The sequence below is a fragment of the Petrocella sp. FN5 genome (assembly GCF_029210395.1).
In the GTDB taxonomy this organism is placed as follows: Bacteria; Bacillota; Clostridia; order Lachnospirales; family Vallitaleaceae; genus Petrocella.
The window spans coordinates 17,272-34,772 of record NZ_JARGDP010000030.1 but is presented as its reverse complement, the minus strand read 5'-3'; the positions used below and the strand labels follow the sequence as shown (position 1 = coordinate 34,772).

Annotated in this window: 12 protein-coding genes, 6 tRNA genes, 2 pseudogenes and 1 riboswitch; of the genes and pseudogenes, 18 read left to right on the top strand and 2 right to left on the bottom strand. The window is 36.5% G+C overall.

The window, feature by feature from the left end:
* Window positions 1–16 precede the first annotated feature (16 nt).
* From P0N36_RS09020 to P0N36_RS08985, 8 genes are all read left to right on the top strand, one after another.
* A tRNA-Val gene (locus P0N36_RS09020) sits at window positions 17–89 on the top strand.
* A gap of 79 nt (window positions 90–168) precedes the next feature.
* A tRNA-Thr gene (locus tag P0N36_RS09015) sits at window positions 169–241 on the top strand.
* Between the two features lie 22 nt (window positions 242–263).
* Window positions 264–344: transfer RNA gene (locus P0N36_RS09010), tRNA-Tyr, on the top strand.
* 90 nt (window positions 345–434) lie between these two features.
* Window positions 435–508 (top strand) — tRNA-Met (locus P0N36_RS09005).
* 26 nt (window positions 509–534) lie between these two features.
* Window positions 535–607 (top strand) — tRNA-Phe (locus P0N36_RS09000).
* Between the two features lie 96 nt (window positions 608–703).
* Window positions 704–776: transfer RNA gene (locus tag P0N36_RS08995), tRNA-Lys, on the top strand.
* 197 nt (window positions 777–973) lie between these two features.
* Complete coding sequence (locus P0N36_RS08990) at window positions 974–1,420, top strand: hypothetical protein (RefSeq protein WP_275842513.1); 447 nt, start codon at window positions 974–976, stop codon at window positions 1,418–1,420.
* Window positions 1,421–1,451: 31 nt separating this feature from the next.
* Window positions 1,452–2,114: an NUDIX hydrolase gene (locus tag P0N36_RS08985; RefSeq protein ID WP_275842512.1), complete on the top strand. Its 663-nt coding sequence runs from the start codon at window positions 1,452–1,454 to the stop codon at window positions 2,112–2,114.
* 135 nt (window positions 2,115–2,249) lie between these two features.
* On the opposite strand, the gene P0N36_RS08980 is transcribed toward P0N36_RS08985, so the two are convergent.
* A complete protein-coding gene (locus tag P0N36_RS08980; protein WP_330683998.1) occupies window positions 2,250–3,545 on the bottom strand; it encodes an O-acetylhomoserine aminocarboxypropyltransferase/cysteine synthase family protein in 1,296 nt (431 codons plus the stop codon).
* 112 nt (window positions 3,546–3,657) lie between these two features.
* A riboswitch (SAM riboswitch) is annotated at window positions 3,658–3,758 on the bottom strand.
* Window positions 3,759–4,581: 823 nt separating this feature from the next.
* On the opposite strand from P0N36_RS08980, the pseudogene P0N36_RS08975 reads away from it, so the two are divergent.
* The 4 genes and pseudogenes from P0N36_RS08975 to tmk all read left to right on the top strand — a co-directional run.
* Window positions 4,582–4,923 (top strand): annotated as a pseudogene (locus P0N36_RS08975) (P-II family nitrogen regulator); the annotation flags it as partial.
* A gap of 117 nt (window positions 4,924–5,040) precedes the next feature.
* Window positions 5,041–6,258 (top strand): annotated as a pseudogene (locus tag P0N36_RS08970) (ammonium transporter); the annotation flags it as partial.
* Between the two features lie 217 nt (window positions 6,259–6,475).
* Window positions 6,476–7,876 (top strand): aminotransferase class I/II-fold pyridoxal phosphate-dependent enzyme, encoded by a 1,401-nt coding sequence (locus P0N36_RS08965; protein ID WP_275842509.1) that lies wholly within the window; start codon window positions 6,476–6,478, stop codon window positions 7,874–7,876.
* A 22-nt stretch (window positions 7,877–7,898) separates the two neighbouring features.
* On the top strand, window positions 7,899–8,522 hold the full coding sequence (tmk, locus tag P0N36_RS08960) for a dTMP kinase (RefSeq protein ID WP_275842508.1): 624 nt from the start codon (window positions 7,899–7,901) through the stop codon (window positions 8,520–8,522).
* A 19-nt stretch (window positions 8,523–8,541) separates the two neighbouring features.
* On the opposite strand, the gene P0N36_RS08955 is transcribed toward tmk, so the two are convergent.
* A complete protein-coding gene (locus tag P0N36_RS08955) occupies window positions 8,542–9,741 on the bottom strand; it encodes a helix-turn-helix transcriptional regulator (protein WP_275842507.1) in 1,200 nt (399 codons plus the stop codon).
* A gap of 180 nt (window positions 9,742–9,921) precedes the next feature.
* Here P0N36_RS08955 and P0N36_RS08950 point away from each other — a divergent pair, with 180 nt between their 5' ends.
* The 6 genes from P0N36_RS08950 to P0N36_RS08925 all read left to right on the top strand — a co-directional run bounded on the left by P0N36_RS08950 (window position 9,922) and on the right by P0N36_RS08925 (window position 17,468).
* Entirely contained in the window at window positions 9,922–11,373 is a 1,452-nt protein-coding gene (locus P0N36_RS08950; protein WP_275842506.1) for a tagaturonate reductase, read from the top strand.
* A 15-nt stretch (window positions 11,374–11,388) separates the two neighbouring features.
* Entirely contained in the window at window positions 11,389–12,876 is a 1,488-nt protein-coding gene (locus P0N36_RS08945; RefSeq protein WP_275842505.1) for a UxaA family hydrolase, read from the top strand.
* On the top strand, window positions 12,873–14,282 hold the full coding sequence (uxaC, locus tag P0N36_RS08940; RefSeq protein ID WP_275842504.1) for a glucuronate isomerase: 1,410 nt from the start codon (window positions 12,873–12,875) through the stop codon (window positions 14,280–14,282). Before P0N36_RS08945 ends, uxaC begins: the two co-directional genes overlap by 4 nt.
* Window positions 14,283–14,476: 194 nt before the next feature.
* The gene (locus P0N36_RS08935; RefSeq protein ID WP_275842503.1) at window positions 14,477–14,806 is read left to right on the top strand and encodes a cyclic-di-AMP receptor; all 330 of its coding nucleotides are present in this window, start codon (window positions 14,477–14,479) and stop codon (window positions 14,804–14,806) included.
* 150 nt (window positions 14,807–14,956) lie between these two features.
* A complete protein-coding gene (locus P0N36_RS08930; protein ID WP_275842502.1) occupies window positions 14,957–15,400 on the top strand; it encodes a YaaR family protein in 444 nt (147 codons plus the stop codon).
* Between the two features lie 112 nt (window positions 15,401–15,512).
* Window positions 15,513–17,468 (top strand): BMP family ABC transporter substrate-binding protein, encoded by a 1,956-nt coding sequence (locus P0N36_RS08925; RefSeq protein WP_275842501.1) that lies wholly within the window; start codon window positions 15,513–15,515, stop codon window positions 17,466–17,468.
* Window positions 17,469–17,501 lie beyond the last annotated feature (33 nt).

Here is a 17,501-nt window from a genome sequence, read left to right as displayed (position 1 = left end):
TTATGTAAATATCCCAGGGCGCATAGCTCAGCTGGGAGAGCACCTGCCTTACAAGCAGGGGGTCACAGGTTCGAGCCCTGTTGCGCCCATTCGATATACAAATTCATAGCACATAAATATTAGAGAATAATATCGATGTGTATTTTTTGAGTTTAGAAATAACCTTTTGCCGACGTGGCTCAATTGGCAGAGCAGCTGACTTGTAATCAGCAGGTTACCGGTTCGAGTCCGGTCGTCGGCTTTTAACAATTTAATAATTATTTGGAGGGGTTCCCGAGTGGCCAAAGGGGGCAGACTGTAAATCTGTTGCGATAGCTTCGAAGGTTCGAATCCTTCTCCCTCCATTCAAACAATAAAGATTGTCCTTTTTATAAAAAATATAGGTCTGATTGGTTTGTTTGTTTTATATAGTTGGTTCATCGAATCAACAACGACGCGGAGTGGAGCAGTCTGGAAGCTCGTCGGGCTCATAACCCGAAGGTCAGAGGTTCAAATCCTCTCTCCGCAATTGGTAACACTGTATCAAATGCATCAGCCCAGATAGCTCAGTCGGTAGAGCAGAGGACTGAAAATCCTCGTGTCGCTGGTTCGATTCCGGCTCTGGGCATTCAACATACACATATATTATTGTGACCAAAGGCAGAACCATCCACCTGGTTCGATTCCGGCTCTGGGCACTAAGCTTCAAACTTCAAATATATAAGGGTCACTAGCTCAGCTGGTAGAGCACTGGACTTTTAATCCAGTTGTCTCGGGTTCGAACCCCGGGTGACTCACTCTAGATTATCTATTGTATAGGTAATTTTTTTTATATTCTAATAGGTTTTAAATGCAGTTAGAATAAGTGATGAATGATTATTTCCAAGCTGAGAATTGTTGATGAATCACAGAGCATAACACGCTAGTGTGGATAATTACTGACGCTAAGTACATTCTATTGTATAATGTTATTATTAAGACTTGGGAGGTAAAGATGAAAAATAAGTATGGAATAATAAGCATGGTTGTGCTGATGATAGCTTTAGTAATAGGTATATTTACCATAACGACGTATTCAATGATGTATGGTGGTTTATATGTTCTTCTATTATTTCTTTCTGGATATGTGGTATTAATGCGCTATTGTAGAAAATGTCCCCACAGTATGAATGGTTCTTGTCATCATAAGATACCGGGACAATTGGCAAAAAAATTGCCTTATAAAAAGACAGGAAAATATACCCTTTATGAATACGTATCTACAATTGGTTCCATGTTGATGGTTTTTGTATTGCCTCTTACCAGTATGGATGGTAGATATTACTTGCTTATACCCTACTTAATTATATGGGGCACAGTGATTTTAATGATCAAAACTAAAGTCTGCAAATTCTGTTATAATCGTTGGTGTCTATCCTGTCCTAATAAGGTTAAAATGTAGATTATTATAATAAAAGACATGAGGTGGAACTATGTTGGATCCAATACTTAAAAAACTAAAAAAAAATCTAAAGCATACGGATATCCTAATTGGTAAGGAAGATAAGTACCTAAATGCCGCAGTACTAATTCCTCTAATTGATATGAAGGATGATATTCATGTCCTCTACCAAGTAAGAAGTGAGCATATTCGACAAGGTGGTGAGATTGGATTTCCGGGCGGCGGTCAAGAGAATGTTGATAAAGGTGACTATGAAAGAACAGCGGTTAGAGAGACCTCAGAGGAACTGGGTATTGAAGAGGGTAAGATTGAGGTGATCGGCCATCTTGGTACTTTGGTAGCTCATTCAGATGTGACTATAGATGTGTTTGTAGGTGTTCTAAAGATTGATGATTTAGAAGTACTAGATCTTAACGAAGAGGTTGCCTCGGTATTTACAGTTCCACTTGAAATCCTACTTAATATGAAAACTGAAGTTAATTATATCGATATGGAGGTTAAGCCATCCTTTATTGTTGAAGAAGGTGACGAAGTGAAAGCTCTTACCTCAAAATCATTAGGTTTGCCGGATAAATACGATAGACCTTGGGTGAAGCATAAGCGTAAAGTATATTTTTATAGATATAATCATCATATCATTTGGGGTATGACTGGAGAGATAACTAAGGCATTTTTAGATTTATTCAAAGATTAAAGATTGGATATATTACTAAGAATAGATTCTTGAACCAAGTATGAGTTTTTAAGCATAGCTTTGAAACTAGAATGATGTTATAAATCAGAAAAAGATTGCCTAAGAGCAATCTTTTTCTGATTATACAAAATAATATTATAATAATGTAGCTTTAAAGGCTTGATCAAGGTCATAGATTAGGTCATCAACATCTTCGATACCTATTGAAAGCCTTATGGTGTCTTTTGTAATACCGGCTGCAATCTGATCTTCATCGCTTAATTGTTGATGGGTTGTTGTGCTTGGATGAATCACCAAAGACTTGGCATCAGCGACGTTGGCCAAATGTGAAAACAATTCAAGAGCATTGATAAATTTTTCTGCTGCAACTTCATCGCCTTTGATACCAAAAGTGAAAATACTTCCGGATCCTTTTGGTAAATATTTTTGAGCAAGTTCATGATAAGGGTCATCTTTTAATGAAGGATAGTGTACCCAGTTTACAAGCTCATGACTATTTAAATATTCTGCAATTTTCTTAGCGTTGGATACATGACGTTCGACCCTTAAGGAAAGTGTTTCTAGTCCTTGTAAGAATAGAAAAGAGTTAAAGGGACTAATTGCAGCACCGGTATCACGTAATAATGTTACCCTAGCTTTGATGATATATGCAAGGTTTCCAAGCGCTTCAGAGTAAACAATACCGTGGTAGCTTGGATCAGGTTCAGTAAAACTTTTAAACCGTCCGCTAGCGGCCCAATCAAAATTACCGGCATCTACAATGACACCGCCAATAGAAGTACCGTGTCCCCCAATGAACTTAGTAGCTGAATGTACAACAATATCAGCGCCAAATTCTATAGGTCTGTTTAGATAAGGTGTTGCAAAAGTATTGTCAACAATAAGTGGCAAACCGTTTTCATGAGCGAGATTGGCCACTGCTTCAATATCTATAATATTGGTCAAAGGATTACCAATGGTTTCAATATAAATGGCTTTTGTTTTTTCATTGATTTTTTCAGCAAAATTTTCGATACGATCAGGATTAACCAAATGGGTTTTGATGCCAAATTTTGGTAATGTATTTTTTAGTAAGTTATGGGTACCGCCATATAGAGTATTGGCTGCTACGATTTCATCACCAGCAGATGCGATATTTTGAATGGCATAGGTAATGGCTGCAGATCCGGAAGCAACAGCAAGAGCAGCCACACCACCTTCAAGGGCGGCAATACGTTTCTCAAAAACATCGGTGGTTGGATTCATAATACGTGTGTAAATATTGCCCGGCTCACTTAAGTTAAAAAGATTTTTTCCATGTTCAAAATCTCTAAAACTATAAGCACTTGTTTGGTAGATGGGTACCGCTCGTGAACCGGTTGCAGAATCAGGTTCCTGACCGGCATGTAATTGTAAAGTATCAAATCCGTAAGTATGTTTGCTATTGCTCATCATATCACTCCTTTGTGCATGGGTTAAATAGTTACGTATCAGACGATCATAGAATTTAGATATAAAAAAATCTATTCCAGTTAAGAAATAGAAGCGTATCATTCCAGAATGCGTCTTATTTCTCAGCTTATGCTGTAGGAATTAGCACCATACAACTGCTTGCTGGTTGCCGGGTTTCATAGGGCCTATTCCCTCCACCACTCTTAATAAGATGTTTTAAAATTATATGACTGGATAAGGTGTCAAAACTATATAATTTATCTAATATTAAAGCTCATCTAAATAATAATGACACATTAATCATTGATAAATAATATCAATCAGCTAATTTTTCTAATCATAGCATGAGAGGAAACCGGTGTCAATACAAGTCATTAAAAACTAGGATTAGTCATAGTAAAAGGATTTATAAAATTTATTTATTAATCACTATACACAACAGTAATAGTTCGGCTTTAAAAGAATGTAGATATTGATGGTTATGATGGTAAAGGTGATGGTTATTGCAAAATAAGTTTTATAAAGCTAATTTTTTATAGATTTATAAGTATATATGCAAGTTTTTTATTGAGAAAAATCATTAATTTGAAAAAAGTATTGACAGATGTTTCTAAGCATACTATAATAGTTCCATATTCATTAATTGACATTGCAAGGGTGCACATCAATTAATAACGTGAACAAAGTGGTTCACATACTTCTAAATTGAAGTATGTGGGCCTTTTTTTATTCTCTACAAGTCATACTTTGCATTCAGTTTTAAAACATAGCTGAATGCGTCAGGTCATTTCCTTGCTATGCACATGTGTAAAGAAGACTGACTTTTTTATATTTAAGTTGAAAGGATATATTACGTGAAGTAGTCACGCTTCTTGTTTCCCCAGATTCAAAAATATGATGGCCATCATTTTTTTTATATGACACTTACACAACCCATGAAGCAAATCACAAGATGATAGAAGAAACAAGTATCTATTCGATGTTAAAGGTAAGTATTATTACAAATTAAGTTTTTAAGAGGAGGATTACTATGGACAAGATTACAAAAATCGATATTATTACAAGACCAAGCAAAGTTGAAGCTTTAAAAGTAGCTTTAAACGAAATCGGGATTACAGGTATGACATTTTCACATGTATTGGGTTGCGGCTTACAAAAAGGTAAAACAGAGTATTATAGAGGAACAGAATATGAGATTGACTTATTACCGAAATCAAGAATTGAAGTTGTTGTATCTGAGGTACCGGTAGAAAAAGTCGTTGAAGTGGCTAAGGAAGTACTTAGAACCGGAGAGATTGGTGACGGTAAGATATTTATTTATCCGGTAGAAAATGTGATTAAGGTAAGGACAGGCGAAGAAGGCGTTAAAGCTTTATAATCGGTTCACAAGGGTAGGACGAAGCAAACATGTAACTAAATGGGATTGGGATTGCATTCTAGAAAATAGAAAAAGGGAATGTAAAATAAAAAGATAATGTTGAAGGAGTGAAGAATAATGGAAGATATAAAATTAGTTTTAGATACGATATGGGTGTTAATTGCAGCAGCGTTGGTGTTTTTTATGCAAGCGGGATTTGCAATGGTAGAAACTGGCTTTACCAGATCAAAAAATGCAGGTAATATCATTATGAAGAACCTTATGGACTTTTCTGTTGGATCGGTTATGTTTTGGCTCGTAGGCTATAGTATTATGTATGGTGTAAGTAATTTTGGTTTATTTGGTTGGTCAGGCTTTGTTTTTTATGATGACTATACATCTTTAATATTTCAAACTGTTTTTTGTGCTACAGCAGCGACTATTGTATCAGGTGCCATGGCTGAACGTACAAAATTCATTTCTTACTTGGTATATAGTTTCTTTATTTCAGTTGTTATTTACCCAGTATCAGGTCATTGGATCTGGGGTGGTGGTTGGTTATCCACCTTATCTATAGGTGGTGCAGAAGGTTTTATAGATTTTGCAGGTTCAACAGCAGTACATTCTGTCGGTGGTTGGACAGCCCTAGTTGGTGCGGCAATATTAGGTCCTAGAATTGGGAAATATTCGAAATCCGGTAAATCTAATGCGATTCCCGGTCACTCATTAACACTTGGTGCACTAGGTGTATTTATACTTTGGTTTGGTTGGTTTGGGTTTAATCCCGGATCACAGCTGGCAGCTTCTTCTGCTGAGGACGCTATCGCTATCGGTCAAATCTTTGTTACCACTAACTTGGCAGCAGCAGCGGCAGCAATTGTTGCCATGCTTGTAACTTGGATTCGTTACAAAAAACCGGACGTATCTATGTCACTTAATGGGGCATTAGCAGGCCTTGTAGCGATTACCGCAGGTTGTGCAGCGGTTTCTCCAATGGGCGCATTCTTCATAGGGATTATTGCAGGTATTGTAATTGTCTTTGCAGTAGAGTTTATAGACAAAGTACTTAAGGTAGACGACCCGGTTGGTGCTGTGAGTGTTCATGGTATCACAGGGGCAGTTGGTACATTACTAGTAGGAGTATTTGCTACTGATGGTGGTTTACTTTATGGTGGAGGCTTTGGTCAATTAGCGATTCAAGCAGTCGGTGTTGTTGCCGTTGCTGCATGGGTTTTTCCAACGGCTTTCGTTGTCTTCAAGATTGTAGACAAGTTAATTGGATTAAGAGTTAGTGCATCTGAAGAACAAAATGGACTTGATATTGAAGAACATGGTATTGATAGTTATGCAGACTTCGAAATCAAAGGTGTTACAATTCATCATGGCGCATAAGAGAGTTTTTTAATTATTATAGGTATGAGCTGCAATAGCAGATTATATAGTATTATTCCTCATCCTAAAAATCTTTAAGCAAAAAACTATGTCATTTGACATAGTTTTTTGTTGGCTTGTTTTTTATTGAAAAATTCCGTACAATAGATATAGTTACAAAGAATGAAAAGAGGGTAAGCAAATGAAAAAAAATCTCTATGATCATCTTAAAAGTTATAACCATAAAATATATCCCATGCACATGCCCGGTCATAAAGGGGGAAGATATCGTTTGGTTAAGGATGCCTACACCATAGATGTAACAGAGGTACCGGGCACAGACCATCTTTATCAAGCCAGTGGCATTTTAAAAGAAAGTATGGATTATATTTCTAAACTGTATGGGACCAAAAGAACGATTTTTCTGGTTAATGGAAGTACTATGGGTATTTTAAGTGCTATTGGGGGTATTCATGAAGCAGAAGATACTGTTTTGGTTGCTAGGAATTGTCATCAATCCGTCTATCACGGCATTACATTGTTTAAGCTTAAGCCACTGTATATTTATCCAGAGGTGACCCAATTTGGTTTGGTTGGCGGTATTGATCCAAGAAAAGTGGAAGAAATCTTAATTGCCAATCCTAAAATATTGTCTTTTATTATGACGAGTCCCACATATGAAGGTTTTATATCGGATATTGAATCCATTGGAAAGATATGTAATCGCTATAATGTCATATTGATAGTGGATGAAGCTCATGGTGCACACCTTCCCTTTTCTAAAAGTCTACCGGATTCCGCAATAAAACTGGGAGCTGATATTGTTATACATAGCATGCATAAAACATTGCCTACTTTTACTCAATCGGCACTTATGCATCTGAATTTAGAAAAAGAGTCTGAAAGAAAGGTTCTTAGAATGCTACAGATGTTACAAACCAGTAGTCCATCCTATATTATGATGGCTCAGATGGATTTATGTATAAGACAGTTGATGTATCAAGAAAAATTGTGGACAAGTCATTTGAAACACTTAGAAAAGGTGCATAAGGTTCTTAATAAAATGAAAAGTATTCGGAGTCTGAACACTTATAGAAGTATTGAAGAAGGTATTATTGCGAAAGACCCTTATAAACATATTCTGCTTTTTGATAAGTCGGATATTTCTGGTCATGATTGTAACCATTTGCTTAGAAAAAAATATAATATTCAATTGGAACTATCTTCAAAAGTACATGCATTAGGTTTCTTCAGTATTGCGGATAGCAAAAGTGCTTTAGCCAGTTATGCAAAAGCAATCAGAGCTATAGACAAAAAGCTAAAACCTTTAAAAAAATCAACAAAGATTGTTAGTGGTTTTGATAGAAATCAAAAATCATTAGAACCCTATGAGGCGTTTGCAAAAAATAGCGAGAGAATACCTTTGCATCAAAGTGTGGATAGAATAGCAGCCAGTATGATTACACCCTATCCACCGGGCATTCCCATGGTGGTACCGGGAGAAAGGATTACTGAAGACTTGATAAAGCAGATATATAAATGGGAAGAAGAAGGTTTGGAAATCTTAGGTTATGAAGATGAAAAAGTGGATGTCATCCTTTAATACTAAAAAGAAAGAGGGAATTATGAAAGGTATATTTATAACGATAGAAGGCGGAGATGGTTCAGGTAAATCAACTCAAATTGACTTGCTTATGTCTTATTTTAATAAGCATGGTTTTGAAGTTTTGTTGACCAGGGAGCCAGGCGGTACACCGATAAGTGAAAAAATCAGAGAGGTGATTTTAGATAGCAACAATATGGAAATGGCCAATATGACAGAAGTATTGCTGTATGCTGCATCAAGAGCCCAGCATGTAGCTGAGTTTATTAAGCCTAACATTAAGCAAGGTAAGGTGGTTATTTGTGATCGATTTGTGGACTCTTCAGTTGTATATCAAGGTTACGCAAGAGGTGTTGGTATAGATGTGGTTGAAAATATTAATAGCTATGCAACGCAGGGGTTAATACCCGACTTAACCATATTATTGGATTTGCCTCCCAACCTTGGATTATCAAGGAAAAAAAACCAACAGGCTCTAGATCGACTAGAACTTCAAAGCGATGATTTTCACTTAATGGTTAACGAAGGTTACAAACTTTTGGCAAAACGTCATCATAATAGAATCTTAACTGTAGATGCAGCCAAGTCCATAGAGGTTATCCATCAGATTATTTTAGAAGCGATAAAACCACTATTACCAAAGTAAGTTTATACATTAAGCTATGTTAGTTATGATGATAATTTCTGTACTCTGTTGGTGTGATACCTTCACTTGATTTAAAAACACGTATAAATTGTGTGGCTGTAGGATAACCAATATTTGATCCGATGGTTAATAGATTATTATTGGTACCTTTTAGGAGTTGTTTGGCAACACTCATACGATAGTTGGTTAAATAGATTTTAAAGTTCATGCCAACTTCGTTTTTGAATAATCTAGAGAGATAAGCGGTAGAGATGTTCAAAGAATCTGCAATATAATTTAAACTAATGGCCTGCATATACTCCATATGGATGATGTGTAAGGCCTTTTTGATATGTAGTGAATAGGGCGTATTCTTATCAACTTGTGAAATGGTTTGTAAGATTCTTAAATAGTAGGCATGTACATCATGTAGATCGTTGAAAAGGTGTTCGAACATGATGATGCCTTCATTGAGTTGCCTAATTTCATCTTGATAAGTATGCATTTCATTGAAAAGATGTCGAATGGTTAAAGCGTAGATTTCTTTATATAAATATGTGGTTTTAGAATTATTTGTGGCATTTGTAAGAAGTGACCATTTGATGGTATCAATAAGCTTGTATATGTTTAGCCAGTCGCGATGTTGTAGCAAAGTCTCAAAGTTTTGAATATAGCTATATTCAATTAAGGAGTAATCATCATGGATGGAAAAATCTTCAAAAAATATACATTTCCCCTGCCCGATGATAAACGTATACTCTTGAAGTTTCCTGGATTTTTTGTAGGAGCTACCGATATCAAAAAAATTATGAACAAAATTTCCAAAACATCCAATAACAGATGCATTATAGGTTGTGCTTAATACCTCATGCATATCATCAAAGCAGGTCTGTAGCTGTTGTATCATATTACTATGAGGAAGAGAAGGGGTTACTGAAAGAATCAATGTACGATTAAAAGGTTGAAGATTCAAGAGGCACACAGGTTCAATATCTAAGTAGGTAAAGGCATTAAGTAGATGTTGATGAAAGATATTTTTCCATGTTGTAAGAGACGTCTCAGGCATGCATCCAATTAAACGTGTTATACCATTTGTCATAGTTAACTGCAAGACAATATAGGTACCGGATTCATGAAGACCTATCTGAGACAGTTGTGTCTCATTTTTTAAGTTCTCAGGTAAGATTTCACTTAAAAGATTAATAATATATTGTTGGCGAGATTGTTCAAATGCATTCATAGAGGGCCTCATTTCATAGAACTAATGTCAAAAAATGCACAGTTTGTCAAAAGCTACTTATTGAATACTCATACGTTTGATTATACTATAGTTATATCAGAAGTATTATAATAAGACAAGAGTAAAGAATGATGAAAAGATAAAGCCAATGAAGAATGTCAAAAAATGTGAGGTAGAAGAATGCATGCTGTAGAGTGGAAAAAGGCGTCAAATCATCCGGTTAGAGTCATACAATTTGGAGAAGGTAATTTTCTAAGAGGTTTTGTGGATTGGATGATTCATAAAATGAATGAGCAGAATTTATTCAATGGCAGTGTAGCGGTTGTCCAACCATTAGCAAAAGGTTTGCTACCAATACTAGAGTCACAGAATTATACATACACCCACTATTTGAAAGGTATTAAGAATCAGGAGCCGGTCATAGAGTATTATAAAAATACGGCATTATCCGTTGGGATTAATCCTTATGAGGATTTTGAGGGCTATCTTTCTCTAGCGCACACAGAAACAGCCTCAATCATTGTCTCAAATACGACGGAAGCGGGCATCGTATTTGATCCAAAAGACCAATTGGATATGGAAGCTTCGGTAACCTATCCGGGAAAATTAACAAGACTGATGTATGAAAGATATGAAGCATTTAAGGGAGACCCTGATAAAGGCTATATCGTATTGCCTTGTGAGCTCATAGACAACAATGCAGACCGACTAAAAGAAGCGGTAATGGCCTATATAGATCTATGGAACCTTGGTGAGACTTTTAAGACCTGGGTTGAAAAATCCAATCAGTTCTGTAATACACTTGTCGATCGGATTGTTCCTGGCTATCCCAAAGAAACCATAAAGACAATATGGGAAGAATTGGGTTACGAAGATCAGTTGGTGGTGGAAAGTGAACAGTTTAATCTTTGGGTTATTCAAGGCAATGATAAAGTTCAGCAGGCTTTTCCGGCAGACGAAGCAGGTTGCCAAGTGCTTTTTGTTGAGGATGTCACACCCTATAAGGTGAGAAAAGTACGTATTCTAAACGGTGCCCATACCACCCTAGTTCCGGTTGCTTATTTATATGGAATCGAAACGGTTCTTGAGTCCGTAGAAGATCCACAGATCAATCAATTTCTTATGAAGGCAATATTTGATGAAATCATTCCGACACTTACTTTGTCAAAAGAAGCGCTAGAAATTTACGCAGCTGAAGTCATCTTGCGTTTCAAAAACCCCTTTGTTAAGCATTATCTTATGAGCATCTCATTAAACAGTATGTCGAAATATCAGACACGTGTTCTGCCTTCACTTCTCGCTTATTTTGATCAAAATAGTAAGTTACCTAAGCGATTGGTTGCGGCCTTGGCTTCTTATATGGTTTTTTATCGAGGTGAATATGCCGGTAAGAAGATTGCCATAGTCGACAATGAGGATATTCTAAAGCTTTATAAAGATGCTTGGAAGCAGTATGATGGTAGTAAGACAAGCCTTGTAGATGTAGTAGAAGCCGTACTTGGATACGAACCTAATTGGAAAGGTAACCTGAATCACATACCCGGACTAAGAGATCAAGTGGTCAATTATGTTTCAATCATACTGGATGAAGGTATGGAAAATCTAATCCATGCCGTTGAAGATGAAGATTGATTAGGAGGAGGTCTGATGAACAAACATTATATTATTCACAACCGAGACAATGTATATATCAATCTTGAAAAAGATGACAGCAAGAACCTAATAAGAGGTCATAAATATGCTTTAAAAGACATAAAAAAAGATGAAGCCATTATTAAATATGGTATGCCTATCGGCATAGCCACTTGTGATATCTTAAAAGGTGACCATATACATACACATAACCTTAAGACATCTTTAGGTGACATATTGTCCTACAAGTATCAACCTGAAAAAAATAATGATAGATCGACAGCAGCTTCAGTATCAAAAATAGAGCGTAAAACAGTCAAAGTCTATGAAAGAATGGGCCAAGAAGTTGGTATTAGAAATGAGCTATGGATCATACCAACAGTGGGTTGTGTCAATGGTGTATCCAACCGTATTATTGATGTTTTTAAAAGCCGCTGTATGGAAGAAGGCATCGACCTGAATCGTTTGGATAATTTTGACGGTATATATGCCTATACCCACAACTATGGTTGTTCTCAAATGGGAGATGATCATATCAATACCCGAAAAACATTACAAAATATAACAAAACATCCCAATGCCGGTGGTGTTCTCGTGATTGGACTGGGCTGCGAAAATAATCAGATCAAAGCTTTTGAAGAATCTTTAGGTACCTATGACAAATCGCGTGTTCTTTTTTTGATTTCTCAGGAAGTGGAAGATGAAATCGAGGTAGGATATGAGATGGTAAGAGCCCTCTTTGATGAAATGCTAAAAGACCAGCGTGTTGAAAAACCGCTGTCATCTATTCGTGTCGGTTTAGAGTGTGGTGGTTCAGACGGACTTAGTGGTATAACAGCCAATCCATTGATTGGTAGATTTTCAGATTACTTAGTTGAGCAAGGTGGGACAACTGTGCTTACAGAAGTACCTGAGATGTTCGGTGCTGAGACCATTCTCATGAACCGATGTGTCAATAGAGAAGTTTTTGATAAGATGGTGGAGATGGTCAATGATTTCAAAAACTATTATAAAAAGCATAATCAAGTGATCTATGATAACCCTTCACCGGGTAATAAAAGTGGTGGTATATCTTCTCTAGAAGATAAGTCACTTGGGTGTACCACCAAGGCAGGGGACAGCTTAGTCATGGATGTTCTAAAACATACAGAGCGGCTGAAAACACCCGGATTGAACTTAATTAGTGCCCCAGGAAATGATGCGGTAGCAACCACCACTCTAGGTATGTGTGGGTGTCATATGGTACTTTTTTCAACAGGCAGAGGCACACCTTTTGGCGGTTTTGTACCAACGGTAAAAATCTCGACCAACACACCCTTGTTTGAGAAAAAGCCCAACTGGATTGATTTTAATGCTGGGCAGTTGGTAGATGGATTAAGTATGGATGCAATGTTAGAACAATTTACCGAGAAAATCATCGCCACCATTAATGGTGCTAAAACAAGACAGGAACTGAATAATTACCGAGAAATCGCGATTTTTAAAACGGGGGTAACATTATGAAAAAGTTTATGGACGAAAATTTTCTATTAACCAATGAGACTGCAATTCGCCTTTACCATGATTATGCAAAAGACATGCCGATTTTTGACTACCACTGCCACTTATCGGCTCAGGAAATTGCTGAAAACAAATCCTATAAAAATATGACTGAAATTTGGCTAGGTGGTGACCACTATAAGTGGCGTCTTATGCGCAGCAACGGTGTATTAGAAGCATCTATAACTGGGAATGCGCCGGATGCCAGTAAATTTATGGCTTTTGCCGAAGCCTTGCCTTATGCTATAGGGAATCCCATGTATCACTGGGCCCATCTTGAACTAAAACGTTATTTTGACATAGAAGAGCAATTAGATATGACCACAGCAGAAAATATATGGGATGTGTGTAATGAACGTTTAAAAACAGATGCTTTTACATCAAAGGCACTTATAAGAAGATCTAATGTAGATGTCATCTGTACCACAGATGATCCAATAGATACATTAGAATATCACAAGATTATTAAGGAAGATGATACCTTTAAGACCAAAGTACTACCTACTTTTAGACCGGATAAAGGTATCCATATCCATTTAGAAACATTTCTACCTTGGTTAAAGCAACTTGAATCTTCAGTAGGCTATGGTATAACATCTTTAGCCTTATTGTTTAAAGCGTTAGAAGAACGGGTAGTCTACTTTCATAATCAAGGCTGCAGGCTTTCAGATCACGCCCTTGATGAAGTTCACTATGAGGCCTTAAAAAATGTAACTCTAGAAGAAGGGGAGATTATTTTTAAAAAGGCGCTTCGAGCTAGTGTATTAACCCACGATGAAGTGGTCAAATATAAAAGTTTGGTCATGAATCAGTTAGGTAAGCTTTATGCAAAAAAAGGTTGGACGATGCAATTGCATATTGGTGCACTGCGTAATAACAATACGAGGATGCATGAGGAAGTCGGTCCGGATACAGGTTTTGATTCTATTAATGATACAGTATTTGCCAGAGCATTATCGGACCTCCTTAATGACCTAGATACAACGGATGAGTTACCAAAAACCATTATTTATGTCTTAAATCCAAGAGATAATTATGTGATTGGAACCATGATTGGTAATTTTCAAGGTGGCGGCATAGGGGGTAAGATTCAGTTTGGTTCCGGTTGGTGGTTCTGTGATCAGAAAGACGGTATGATCGATCAGATGAAGACGCTGGCTCAACTGGGGCTCATCAGTCGTTTTGTTGGTATGTTGACAGATTCAAGAAGTTTTCTGTCTTATGTGCGGCATGAATATTTTAGACGTATATTATGCAATCTCTTTGGAGAATGGGTTGAAAACGGAGAATATCCCAACAATCCTGAGTTATTAGGGCGTATGATTCAAGATATTTGTTACAATAATGCTAAGAACTATTTTGGTATATAGTTAAATCAAACTTATACACATTAGAAAAAGTAGTGACCATGGATGAAAATCTAAGGTTACTACTTTTTGGTTTACTGGAACTTCATACTCGATAGATAAGTTGCAAGTAGCACTACTTGTTATAATTTTTCAAGGTGTTATAATATAGTTAAGTAAGAAACTTAATTGTGCCGATAAAGGATAGAGGTGATCTTATGAAATTGATCATAGCAGTGATTCATGATGAAGATGCTCATAAGTTAGTGGATGCTTTGACATCAGAAGGATATATGGCAACTAAGTTGGCATCAACTGGTGGGTTTCTAAAAACAGGTAACACCACCTTGTTTATTGGTGTAAAGGAGCAGGAAGTAGACAAAGTACTTGATGTTATAGAAGAGAAGTGCCAGACTAAGAAAGAACTGTCTCTAATGAACCCTCCGATACCCAGTGCAATTGAAGGTTGCATGCCTTATCCGGTTGAAATAACCGTTGGAGGCGCAACCATATTTGTCATCGATATTGAGAAATATTTAAAGATTTAGGTAGGGTTAAGGTGTCAAAACTTTATAGTTGAAATTTCACATACAATATATAGTTATGAATGCATCAACGTAATCTATATATTGTATGTGAATTAGTGAAACTTAGTTTTGTTGCTTTAAACGTATACAGTTTTAAGGAGTTGTGTTTCTATGGACATGAAAATTAACCCATTAACTATGACGAATGTATCTGATGTGACTTCGAATAAAGAAGTTGTGTCCAAAGATGACTTTAAATTCACCTTGCTGAGTAAGATAGAAGAAAGTGAATTACAAAGTAAATTGAATGGGATGATTAAAGACATTACAGCCCAAGGGGATCGTTTGTCCAAGCATATGGATATAAGAGACATGAAGAAGTATCGAGAAATGGTCAAGGACTTTATGAATGAAATCGTAACCCATTCTCATAAGTTCTCCAGAGAGAATTTTCTTGATAAAAGAGGACGGCATAGGGTTTATGGTATTGTCAAACTGGTAGATAAGAACCTAGATGAATTGGCCCAGGAGCTCCTGAAAGAAGAGAAGAACCATCTGAATATTTTGGGAAGAATAGATGACATCAAAGGCTTACTTCTTGATATGATGATATAGCATTATAATCCAATACATGTGACAATGATTGAGGACCTGTCTTATGTGACAGGTTCTTTTACTGGTTTAAATAGAGAGGGTTGCTTAGTCTAAGAAGGAAGGATTGAATCATATGGAGCTTGGTAGGACGAATTATGAAAAAGCAAGAAAATTAGGGATTAAAACGGTAAATCATTATAAATCTAATGGTTGGAATACTCATGTTCCCTCTCTTGATGCCATTCTTTCAAGAGAGTCTATTGTTTCAGAAGTTAGCTTAGGTCTTACAGAGATTCCTATTAAAAAAATAAAAGGTACAAGAACGAATGCGAGAAGAAGTGCATTCTCCCCTGATTTTATGCCTATTTTAGGACCTTCAACGGAATTTGCGGCTAAATGGGTTTATTTATATGAAGCGCATATTGAAGAGGGTATTAGAGAACCTATTAAAGTTTATGAGTATTTGAACTGGTATTATGTTGAAGAAGGAAATAAGAGGGTCAGTGTTTTAAGTTACAGTGAGGCTGTTTTAATCTCAGCTTATGTAACTAGGCTTATTCCTAGATATGATAAGGAAGATAAGACCATCGTCATCTACTATGAGTTTCTGGAATTTTATAAAAATCACCAGATTAATTATTTATGGTTTACAGAAGTAGGTAGCTTTGTAAAAATGCATAAAATCATAGAAAAATATGGTTGGCATCAAGAAGATAAAAAAGGCGATTTAAGATCCATCTATTATCAATTCAAAAAACTTTATAAAAAACTAGGTGGCGATCAAATTCCTATTACTACAGGTGATGCTTTTTTACAATATTTGGATATCTATCCTTACAGAGATGGTATTGATGAAGTCTTGGAAGAAAACCTCAAGAGTCTTTGGACAGAACTTGAAATCATTGGTAGTTCTAATAAATACGAACTGGAGTTAACACCTTCTGAGCTTGAAAAAAAACCTTTGTTTTTTGGCCTAACCAATTTACCATTTGCTATGAAGGAAGTCAAAATCGCTTTTTTACATGCTAAATCTAAGGATTCTTCAGCGTGGACTTACGGTCATGAAATAGGGCGTCACCATCTAGAAAATGTGATGGGTGACAGTGTCATGACCACCTGTATTAACAATGTACCTGAGGATGAACGGGCTTATGATTATCTTAAAGAAGCGGCCGAAGGTGACTATGATATTATTTTTGCCACATCACCGGCGTTCATACACGAAACATTAAAAGCATCTTTAGCGTATGAAGATGTAAGATTTCTTAATTGTTCTGAAAGCATGTCCTATAGACATTTTCGAACTTATTTTGGTCGAATATTTGAACCGAATTTTTTGGTTGGTATGATAGCAGGTGCTATGAGCAAAACCAATCAATTGGGTTATGTCGTTACCTATCCTATACCGGAGGTTATTAGCAGTATTAATGCCTATGCACTTGGTGCAAGATTTCTGAATCCTTTTGCAGAAGTCTTTGTTAAATGGGTGGATGCCACAACAGCCTGTGGTGAAGATGAGTGTTATAGAATCGATCAACAGTTAATGGATATGGGTGTTGATATCATATGTCATCAGGAGTCTACAGACCTTAAGACAAGTCTTAAGCATTCTGGTATTTATTTTGCGGATGAGTTACGTAACGGTCAAGACCCAGTTTGTCTTGCAAACCCACATTGGCACTGGGGGGTCTTTTATGAAAAGATTGTAAGAAATATAATGAGTGGAAACTATAATAAAATTAGTGGCCTACTTGGAAACAATGAACGTGCAATTAGTTATTGGTGGGGCATGGATGCCGGCGTTGTCGATATTATGTACTCGGAATCAAAGTTACCGGAACCACTAATAAACAGTGTGACCTTCATGAAAAAAATGATTGTGGACGGTGTACATCATCCATTCACAGGTCCAATATATAATCAGCAACAAGAATTAATGGTTGAAGCAGGTACCCATATCAGTAATGAGGCGATATTGGATATGGATTGGTTTGTTAATGGTGTTAAAGGTAGCATTCCAAGTATTAATGCAAAAGAAAAAAACCATAAACTATTAGAACTTTTTAGTGTCAAAAAAAAGTATGGTTAAAGGGTCAAACTAAGTTTTGACACCTTAACCAAG

What these genes read in the sequence shown, in the direction of transcription:
- P0N36_RS08990 (WP_275842513.1), top strand. Translation starts at nt 974, where the DNA reads ATGAAAAATAAGTATGGAATAATAAGCATGGTTGTGCTGATGATAGCT.
- P0N36_RS08985 (WP_275842512.1), top strand. Translation starts at nt 1,452, where the DNA reads ATGTTGGATCCAATACTTAAAAAACTAAAAAAAAATCTAAAGCATACG.
- P0N36_RS08980 (WP_330683998.1), bottom strand. Translation starts at nt 3,545, where the DNA reads ATGAGCAATAGCAAACATACTTACGGATTTGATACTTTACAATTACAT.
- P0N36_RS08965 (WP_275842509.1), top strand. Translation starts at nt 6,476, where the DNA reads ATGAAAAAAAATCTCTATGATCATCTTAAAAGTTATAACCATAAAATA.
- tmk (WP_275842508.1), top strand. Translation starts at nt 7,899, where the DNA reads ATGAAAGGTATATTTATAACGATAGAAGGCGGAGATGGTTCAGGTAAA.
- P0N36_RS08955 (WP_275842507.1), bottom strand. Translation starts at nt 9,741, where the DNA reads ATGAATGCATTTGAACAATCTCGCCAACAATATATTATTAATCTTTTA.
- P0N36_RS08950 (WP_275842506.1), top strand. Translation starts at nt 9,922, where the DNA reads ATGCATGCTGTAGAGTGGAAAAAGGCGTCAAATCATCCGGTTAGAGTC.
- P0N36_RS08945 (WP_275842505.1), top strand. Translation starts at nt 11,389, where the DNA reads ATGAACAAACATTATATTATTCACAACCGAGACAATGTATATATCAAT.
- uxaC (WP_275842504.1), top strand. Translation starts at nt 12,873, where the DNA reads ATGAAAAAGTTTATGGACGAAAATTTTCTATTAACCAATGAGACTGCA.
- P0N36_RS08935 (WP_275842503.1), top strand. Translation starts at nt 14,477, where the DNA reads ATGAAATTGATCATAGCAGTGATTCATGATGAAGATGCTCATAAGTTA.
- P0N36_RS08930 (WP_275842502.1), top strand. Translation starts at nt 14,957, where the DNA reads ATGGACATGAAAATTAACCCATTAACTATGACGAATGTATCTGATGTG.
- P0N36_RS08925 (WP_275842501.1), top strand. Translation starts at nt 15,513, where the DNA reads ATGGAGCTTGGTAGGACGAATTATGAAAAAGCAAGAAAATTAGGGATT.